This window comes from Streptomyces globisporus (assembly GCF_003501885.1).
In the GTDB taxonomy this organism is placed as follows: domain Bacteria; phylum Actinomycetota; class Actinomycetes; order Streptomycetales; family Streptomycetaceae; genus Streptomyces; species Streptomyces globisporus_D.
In genome coordinates this window covers 1-543 of record NZ_QWFA01000428.1, presented here as the reverse complement: position 1 = coordinate 543, position 543 = coordinate 1, and the positions used below count along the sequence as shown (strand labels likewise).

Sequence of the window (543 nt, the reverse complement as noted above, 5' to 3'; positions counted from 1 at the left end):
GGCCCACCTCCACACCCCGCCCCTCGCCCTGGCAGCAGCCGCCGACCTCGCCGCCAGCGCCCTCAACCCCTCCATGGACTCCTGGGACCAAGCCCCCGCAGCCTCCGCCCTCGAAGCCGACCTCACCAGCGCACTCGCCACCGAGATCTACCCCCACACCCCCTCACCCGACGCCGTCATCACCACCGGCGGCACCGAAGCCAACCAACTCGCCCTGCTCCTCGCCCGCGAACGCCACGGCCCCGTCCAGACCGTCTGCGGCGCCAACGCCCACCACAGCATCGCCCGCGCCGCCTGGCTCCTCGGCCTCCCCGAACCCGTCGTCGTACCCGCCCCCACCGGCACCCTCGACCTCACCGCCCTCGACGACGCCCTCAGCGAACTCCACCGCCCCCTCCTCGTCGTCGCCACCGCCGGCACCACCGACACCGGCGCGATCGACCCCCTCGACACCATCGCCGACCTCTGCACCACCCACCACGCCGAACTCCACATCGACGCCGCCTACGGAGGACCACTCCTCCTCAGCCCCACCCACCGCCC

1 protein-coding gene is annotated in these 543 nt (G+C 73.7%); it reads left to right on the top strand.

Going from position 1 to position 543, the window contains the following annotated elements; translation table 11 throughout:
- Positions 1–543, top strand: a 543-nt coding sequence (locus D3105_RS34145; protein ID WP_118906610.1) for a pyridoxal phosphate-dependent decarboxylase family protein, incomplete at both ends; no start/stop codon positions are given.